This is a genomic window from Methanopyrus sp., assembly GCF_053997775.1.
Genome location: NZ_JBMXXF010000028.1, coordinates 1 through 7152, shown reverse-complemented (window position 1 = coordinate 7152; position 7152 = coordinate 1). Strand labels below are relative to the sequence as shown.

Sequence of the window (7152 nt, the reverse complement as noted above, 5' to 3'; positions counted from 1 at the left end):
CGAAGTCGGGCAGGTTGGAGAACACCTCGACGATCCGGTCCTCGTCCCAGCCGACGTTGACGAGGAAGGCGGCCAGGGCGAAGCGGGCCTCGTGCGGGAGGTTCTCACCCTCCTGAGCCCTTTCGAGGAGGCGCCTCATGCAGGGTGGGAAGCCGCCCTTCTTGGCCCTTCGGCGGGCGCGCTGTATCCTCCGCTTAAGGCGGGGGAACAGGTCCAGGCACGTCTCGCGCAGCTCCTCGCTCTTGGGGGCGCGTTGGAGGTCTCGCAGGGTGAGGCGTCGGGCGTCCTCTCGGAAGGTGCGGGCCAGGGTGCGGAGGTGCATGACCAGGTATCCCTGCGGCTCGTGGAGGGCGTCCAGGACCTCGTCCGGGACGCGGACGAGCGGGGTGCGGCACTCGGGGCAGGTGCGCGGGGCGCGCTGGCGACTGACGCTCTGGCCGGGTTCTCGGGGGCGTCCGAGCCGGGTGTACCCGCACCGGGGGCAGGTGTGGACGGGTCGATCGGCGGGTTTCGTCAGTCGGACGCCGAGGGTGCTGGGGGAGTGCAGTTCTCGAAGGGCTTCGGTGGGGTCGTCGGTCACGACGATGCGGAGCCGCTGGCCGCCGGGTGAGCGGTGGAGGAGAGGGTAGGTGAAGTGCACGGCGTACAGTCGGAGCCTGGGCTCCAGGACTCGAACGTCCCACCGGTAGAGGTCCCGGAGCGCGCGCTCCTCCGGGTGGTCGTGCTCGTCGCCCTCCCGACGGGCCTCGTAGAGGGCCGTCTCCGCCAGGGCGGCCTCGCCCTCTGCGACGAGGTGATGGGCGGGTCGGGGCCCGGAGGCGGTGATGGTGAGGAGGGCGGCGTACGCGCTCAGGGCCTCCTCGTTCCCGCGGATCCGGCGGAGGTAGGCGCGTCGGGTGCGGAGCTTCCTCCGCCAGTCGCGCTCGCCGAACGCGTACGCTTCGATCCGCTCTCGGACGGCGTCCAGGTACGACTCCGCCTCCTCGGGGTCGATGGTGGGGGTGTCCACCTCGGGGGCCTGGGGGAACCATGAGCGCACGCGGGGATCACCCCATTCGTCGTCCGGTGCTGGTGTACGGGGTGCACGGGGACGAGGGGCGGTGCCTGGAGCCGGTGGTGGACCGGGTGGTGCCTCGGGGGTTTCGGGTGCGTCGGGTCATGCGGGAGGGACCGTACGTGAGCACGGTGGATCCGGGGTTTCACGGGTCGGAGGTGGGTCGTCGGTGGAGGGAGGTGGTGGAGTCGCTGCGCCCGTTCGACGCGTACGTGGAGCTGCACTGCTACCGTCGGAAGGCCTACGAGCGGTTGACGCGGGAGGATCGGGGCGGGGTACCGGGGCTGGTAGACTTCGGGTGCGGGGTGCTGCTGGGCTCGGTGCCCCGGGGGCACAGGCGGGTGCTGGGATGGGACGCGCTCACGCTCACGGTGGAGGTGCCGCGGGAGCCGACGCCCGGGGCGCTTCGGGTGGCCCGGGAGATTCTGAGCCTGATCCCGGGGCGGACGCGGTCCGGGTTCGTGCGGGCGTTGAGGAGGAGGTTTCCGGGGCCTACGAGGGAGGCGTTGCGGCGGTTTCGGAGGTACTACCCGGGCCGGGAGCCGTTCTGATCGGATGATTTTTAGCCGGTGGTGGGGTCGGGGTGGTCGGCCGAGAGGCGGGCCCCGAAAACCGGAGGTTCCGGTCCGATGAGGGGGAGTAGGGGCCCGCCGATGCGCCCCGCGGTCCCAGGCTGGGGTCGGGACGGATGACGACCGTGGGGCGATGGATGACCGGCCTGGCTAGCCGCGGGGTACATCGTCGGCCTTCGTCGGCTTGACGACGAGGGAGACCTCCTTGCCCTTGGTGACGAGCCGCATCAGCTCGTCCGCGTGGTCGGCGTCGACGACGAGGACCACCCCGTCGGAGGAGCGCTTCCACACCTCCGCCTCGCAGATCCGGCGCCCGTCCGCGTAGACGATCACCCGATCTCCCTCGCCCACGTGGGTGGCCCCTCCCTTGGGGTCCACGGAGACGGCCACCTTGTCTGGGGGCAGGGTGTGGGAGACGGGGGGCTTGGCCCCGGCGATCTTGACGCGGACCTCCTCGTCCTCTCCCACCTCGACGATCGCGCGCCCTATTCCCCCCTCCTGCTCGAGGTCCCGCTGGATCACCCGCTCCACGTCCCTCTTCGAGGTGCCCCGAGGGAACTCGTACTCCCGGCCCGCGATCCGCTCTTTGACCTCCCGCGGGGCCGGCGGCTCGCCCGGGACGTCCTCGATGTTGTCCGGGTCTCGGGGGAGGCGGTACGTCTTGGTGGTCGGCTTCACGCTGGCGAGACGGGCCTCGAGGAGCCTGCGCCCGACGGCGTCCCCGTAGGCGCGTCCCGGGATCGCGAAGAGGGAGGCGATCGCCCAGGCGAGGACCTCGACGTTGGTCTGGGTGAAGGCCAGCTCGGTCAGCCGTTGGGGACCGGAGGCGAACCCGGCCGTGAGCAGGCCGATGAAGAGGGCGGTGGTCGTGACGATGCGCTCCTCCGAGACGTACCGGTAGACCACGGCTGCCACGAACGAGCCGGCGAACACGTAGAGGCCCCGGGATACCCCCAGCAGCACGGCCCACGCCAGCTTCTCCGGGGACATCATCGGTCGCTCCTCCCGGCCTCGACCAGGCCTCGCACGGCCGACTCCGGGTCCCTCGCCCGCATCAGGTACGTGCCGACGAGGACCGCGTCGGCCACCCGGGCCAGCCGGCGCACGTCCTCCGGGCTCGAAACGCCGGACTCCGCGACCAGGGGGGCGTCGGTCCTCCCCTTAACCTCGGGGCCCAGCTCCAGCGTGCGGTTCAGGTCCACCTCCAGGGTGCGCAGGTCCCGGTTGTTCACCCCGACCAGGTCGGGCCGGGCGTCGTCCAGCAGCCGCAGGTGTTCCCTCCGGTCCAGCTCCAGCAGGACCTCCATCCCGTGCTCGTGGGCCAGGTCGATGAGCTCGGGGGCGCGGTCGCCCACCGCCTCCGCGATCAGCAGGATCGCGTCCGCCTCGTAGTGCGCGCTCTCCTCCACCTGCACCGGGTCGATGATGAAGTCCTTCCGCAGCACGGGCAGGTCGACCTCCTCCCGGACCAGCGGGACGTACTCGGGCCGCCCGTCGAAGTACCGGGGCTCCGTCAGCACCGAGATGCCGGCCGCCCCGCCTCGCTCGTAGGCCCGGGCGCGCTCGCGCAGGGCCTCCTCGGTTTCCCTACGGAGGCGCCCCTCGGAGGGGGAGGAGGGTTTTATCTCGGCGATCACGGCGACGCCGTCGCCCTCGACCGCCCGCCGGAGGGACCTGTCCCCGGCCCGGGGCTCGAACTCCCGGCCCCTGAGCTCGTCCACGCGCTCCCGGACGGTGGACAGGATTTCGTCGAGCACGCTCACGCCCGGCGCCCCCGCGATGAGGAGATCGGCTTGGACCGATGGGATGAGGTGGCTGCGCCCCGACCGAGCGGGCGGTACCGAATTAGTTTAGGCGGGTTGGGCGCGTCCCGGCGGGTGTGAGGAGCCGGATGATAGCTGACCGACCGGGATGATCGGGAGTCCCGGGCCCGACCCGCGCCCCACCCGATGATGAGCACCCGGTTGGCCTAGCCGGGCGGCGATGGGGAACGTTACGCCAGCTGAAGGGGGCCGCGCCCGTGCAGATCGCCGTGATCGGGAGCGCCAGCGCGCCCCGGGACGTGCTCGAGCTGGCGGAGGAGCTGGGGAGGGAGATCGCGCGTCGTGGTCACGTGCTGGTGTGCGGTGGGCGCGGCGGCGTGATGGAGGCGGCGTGTCGGGGGGCGAAGGAGGAGGGTGGGCTCACCGTGGGCGTGCTGCCGGGTGAGGTGCACGGGGAGGCGAACCCGTACGTGGACGTCGAGCTGCCGACCGGGCTGGGCGAGGCGAGGAACGCGCTGGTGGTTCGGGCGGGGGAGGCGGTGATCGCGGTGGCCGGGGGCTGGGGTACGCTCTCGGAGATCGCGCTGGCGCGGAAGATGGGGCGTCCCGTGATCGGGTTGAAACCCTCCGGGGGCTGGGCCCGGAGGCTGGCGGAGCGTGGGGAGATCGAGGGGGCGGAGACGCCGGGGGAGGCGGTGGACCTGGCCGAGCGGTTGGCTCAGAGGTAGCCCTCGCTGACCAGCAGCTCGGCGTTGAGCACGGACGCACCGGCCGCGCCGCGCACCGCGTTGTGACCCACGCAGACGTACTTCAGCCCGTCCAGGACCGGGTCGCGGCGGATCCGCCCCACGACCACGGACATGCCGTCGCCCGCCTCGCGATCGAACCGGGGCTGCGGTCGGTCCTCCTCCTCGCGAACGATGACGGGCCGCTCGGGAGCGGTGGGTAGGCCCCTTTCCTGCGGGATCCCCCGGAACCCCGCGAGCGTCTCGGCCGCCTCCTCCGGGTCGGCCTCCTCGGTCGTGGACACGAAGATGGCCTCCGTGTGCCCGTCGAGCACGGGCACCCGATGACACGACGAGGAGACGGTGAGATCCGCCGGCTCGATCCGGTCCCCGTCGAGCTCGCCCAGGATCTTCAGCGTCTCGGTCTCCATCTTCTCCTCCTCGCCCTCGATGTACGGGATGATGTTGTCCAGGATGGCCATCGAGGGGACGCCCGCGTACCCCGCACCGGAGACGGCCTGCATCGTCGAGACGATGACCTCCTCGACCCCGAACTCGTCCATGAGCGGCTTGAGCGTGAGCACCATCTGGATCGTGGAGCAGTTCGGGTTCGTCACGATGAACCCGTTCCAGCCGCGCTCGTCCCGCTGCACGTCGATCAGCCCCAGGTGGTCCGGGTTCACCTCCGGGATCACGAGCGGGACGTCCTCCTCCATCCGGTACGCGCTCGCGTTGCTCGCCACGGCGAAACCGGCCTCGGCAAACTTGGGCTCCACCTCCCTGGCCACGTCCGACGGCAGGGCGGAGAAGACCAGGTCCACGTCCGCCTCGCGCTCCACCTCCTTCGGGTCCGTCTCCAGCACGGTCAGCTCCGCGACGTCCTCGGGCAGCGGCTCGCTCAGGTACCACTTCGAGGCCTCCGCGTAGGGTTTGCCCGCGGACCGGGGGGAGGCGGTCAGCGCCTCCAGCTCGAACCAGGGATGATCGACGAGCAGGCTCACGAACCTCTGACCCACGATCCCTGTCGCGCCCAGCACGCCCACGCGCACCTTCGGCATCCCGGCGCCCCCGGTACCCGGGCCAGAAGAGCCGTTAAAAAAGCCGTGGGAGCGGGGGCCCGGGCGATGACCGTCCGCGCCCTCTCCCGAGCCCCGCGATGAGGAGAACTTCCGGGGGCGAGCCCGTCAGAACGGACCCGCCTCCGGCTCCGGCACGGGCAGGACGGACTCCTCCAGCACCGCGCCGCGACGGTGCGCCAGCAGGAGCCGATCGCCGTCCGAGCCCTCCCCGACCTCCGTCCCTCCCACCACGTCGTCGAACGCCGGCAGAACCAGGCCGGGCAGCCGACCCTCCAACCTCCCCCGAGTGAGCCGTTCGAGGTCGAGCTCGAGCTCCAGGAACACCTTCACCGTAACCCCGGGTACGGCCTCGGAGACCGGGTGCTCGTGCCCGAACACGACCATCCTGGCCCTTTCCAACAGGTCCGGGTCCGGCTCCGCGTGCCCGTGGCAGAAGTAGACGCCCTCGATCAGCGTCCCCCGCGTTCCGACCACGCGAACGCGCTCCAGCCCCCTCAGCAGGTCCTCCACGCGGCCATCGTGGTTCCCCTTCACCACCACGACCTCGTCCACCACCTCCAGCGCCGCCTCCACCAGCCGGGGCACGCCCCGGAGCTCCAGGCCGCTGGACCGGGGCACGTTGTGCTTCAGATCCCCCACGATCACGAGCACCTCGGGGTCCAGCGACTCCAGCCGGTCCCGCAGCTTCCCGATCCGGGCGTCCGTCCGGTCGACGACCCGGATCCCACGGCGGCGCAGCTCGACCTCCACCCCGACGTGCACGTCGGCCAGGGCGGCCACGCGCCCGATCCTCACCAGCTCACCGTACACGTCCACGGTCACTCACCCCGGCGCGCCGCTCCAGAAGGACGATCCCCACCGCCCCGAGCGCCACGGGGAGCAGGGTCGCGTACACCCGGTCCAGCAGCAGGGCGGCGACCACCCGGGAGGGGTCGATCCCCAGCATCGCCAGCGCCCCGGCGGTGACCCCTTCTATGACGCCCAGCCCGGCCGGGGAGACGGACAGGACCGCGGACCCGCGGACGGCGATCGACATGATCACGGGCACCAGCGCCGGCGCGGCGGGCCAGACCGCCCAGGTGACGCAGCAGAGCCGCAGGATCCGCGCCGCCCAGCCCGCGGTGTAATGGGCCAGGGCCACCCAGGCCCCTCGGGACCGGAAGACCAGGACGGTGGACTCCGCGAACGCGTCGGCGTCCTCCACCGGATGACCGAGCCGGCGCAGGAGGGACTCCGCCGCCCCGTGCACCGAGCCGTACACCTCCCGGCACGCCCGCTCGGACCGCATCAGGGACCACAGGCCGGCTCCCGCGATCAGGCCGGCTGCGTTCACCGTCGTCAGCGCGGTGGGAACGCGGGCGCTCGACAGCGCCAGCGCCGTGGCCGCGAGTACGACGAGCAGGTACCCCAGGTTGCCCAGGACGAGGTCCGCGAGCACCGTGGGCACGACGGTCCTTAGGGGCCACCCGAGCCGGGCCGCGTAGTAGATCCGGGCCGCATCCCCCAGAACCCGCCCCGCTGAAAGCAGGTTGTTCACCATCAGCTTGACGGTGTACAGGGTGAGGAGCCAGCGGCGGGGTGGGTGCTCACCGAGCGGGGAGAAGGTGGTTCTCCACCCGTTCACGCAGGCGAGGAACCAGAGGGCCTCGCAGAGGCCCGCCGCCGCCATCCACCGGGGGTTCGCGGTGAGGAGCGTCCGGAGGACTCGGTGGACGTCCGTCAGGTGGGTGAGGGTAAGGTAGAGGGCGAGGACGCCGATCCCGGCCCCGATCAGCGTTCTCACCGCGGCGGACCGGTCCAACGGCGCGTCCCCGTTATCGTTAATGAACTCGTAACGATTTGGGATGGTGCCCCGGCCGGGATTTGAACCCGGGTCGCGGGATGTCTCCGGCCCGGACGGGCCTCGAAAGTCCCGCATGATATCGGCGGGCCCGCGGTCACCCGCGGGCCCTTGACCGG

At 71.7% G+C, this 7152-nt stretch carries 7 protein-coding genes and 1 pseudogene; 2 read left to right on the top strand and 6 right to left on the bottom strand.

The genetic code is table 11. The features are described 5' to 3' along the window. Positions 1 to 1039: pseudogene (locus ACXJJV_RS04220) on the bottom strand (hypothetical protein); the annotation flags it as partial. Here ACXJJV_RS04220 and ACXJJV_RS04215 point away from each other — a divergent pair. Beyond that, on the top strand, positions 1030 to 1605 hold the full coding sequence (locus tag ACXJJV_RS04215; protein WP_456466934.1) for a DUF2119 family protein: 576 nt from the start codon (positions 1030 to 1032) through the stop codon (positions 1603 to 1605). The pseudogene ACXJJV_RS04220 and the gene ACXJJV_RS04215 overlap by 10 nt on opposite strands. Before the next feature lie 171 nt (positions 1606 to 1776). Here the strand turns inward: ACXJJV_RS04215 and ACXJJV_RS04210 are convergent, their stop codons facing one another. Both ACXJJV_RS04210 and ACXJJV_RS04205 read right to left on the bottom strand, forming a co-directional pair. Next, positions 1777 to 2619, bottom strand: a complete 843-nt coding sequence (locus tag ACXJJV_RS04210; RefSeq protein ID WP_456466933.1) for a DUF8167 domain-containing protein — start codon at positions 2617 to 2619, stop codon at positions 1777 to 1779. Beyond that, on the bottom strand, positions 2616 to 3389 hold the full coding sequence (locus tag ACXJJV_RS04205) for an indole-3-glycerol phosphate synthase TrpC (RefSeq protein WP_456466932.1): 774 nt from the start codon (positions 3387 to 3389) through the stop codon (positions 2616 to 2618). The genes ACXJJV_RS04210 and ACXJJV_RS04205 overlap by 4 nt, the downstream gene beginning before the upstream one ends. Positions 3390 to 3646: 257 nt before the next feature. Here ACXJJV_RS04205 and ACXJJV_RS04200 point away from each other — a divergent pair, with 257 nt between their 5' ends. Then, positions 3647 to 4117 carry a TIGR00725 family protein gene (locus ACXJJV_RS04200; RefSeq protein ID WP_456466931.1) on the top strand — a complete coding sequence of 157 codons (471 nt, stop codon included), beginning with the start codon at positions 3647 to 3649 and terminating at the stop codon, positions 4115 to 4117. On the opposite strand, the gene asd is transcribed toward ACXJJV_RS04200, so the two are convergent. From asd to ACXJJV_RS04185, 3 genes are all read right to left on the bottom strand, one after another. After that, the gene (asd, locus tag ACXJJV_RS04195) at positions 4108 to 5172 is read right to left on the bottom strand and encodes an aspartate-semialdehyde dehydrogenase (RefSeq protein ID WP_456466930.1); all 1065 of its coding nucleotides are present in this window, start codon (positions 5170 to 5172) and stop codon (positions 4108 to 4110) included. The two genes, ACXJJV_RS04200 and asd, sit on opposite strands and share 10 nt — an antisense overlap. 126 nt (positions 5173 to 5298) lie before the next feature. Then, positions 5299 to 6009 (bottom strand): metallophosphoesterase, encoded by a 711-nt coding sequence (locus tag ACXJJV_RS04190; protein WP_456466929.1) that lies wholly within the window; start codon positions 6007 to 6009, stop codon positions 5299 to 5301. Then, the gene (locus ACXJJV_RS04185; protein ID WP_456466928.1) at positions 5993 to 6994 is read right to left on the bottom strand and encodes a lysylphosphatidylglycerol synthase transmembrane domain-containing protein; all 1002 of its coding nucleotides are present in this window, start codon (positions 6992 to 6994) and stop codon (positions 5993 to 5995) included. The genes ACXJJV_RS04190 and ACXJJV_RS04185 overlap by 17 nt, the downstream gene beginning before the upstream one ends. Positions 6995 to 7152 lie beyond the last annotated feature (158 nt).

Excerpts from the sequence above, each read along its gene's own strand:
- ACXJJV_RS04215 (WP_456466934.1), top strand. The coding sequence starts at position 1,030 with ATGAGCGCACGCGGGGATCACCCCATTCGTCGTCCGGTGCTGGTGTAC.
- ACXJJV_RS04210 (WP_456466933.1), bottom strand. The coding sequence starts at position 2,619 with ATGATGTCCCCGGAGAAGCTGGCGTGGGCCGTGCTGCTGGGGGTATCC.
- asd (WP_456466930.1), bottom strand. The coding sequence starts at position 5,172 with ATGCCGAAGGTGCGCGTGGGCGTGCTGGGCGCGACAGGGATCGTGGGT.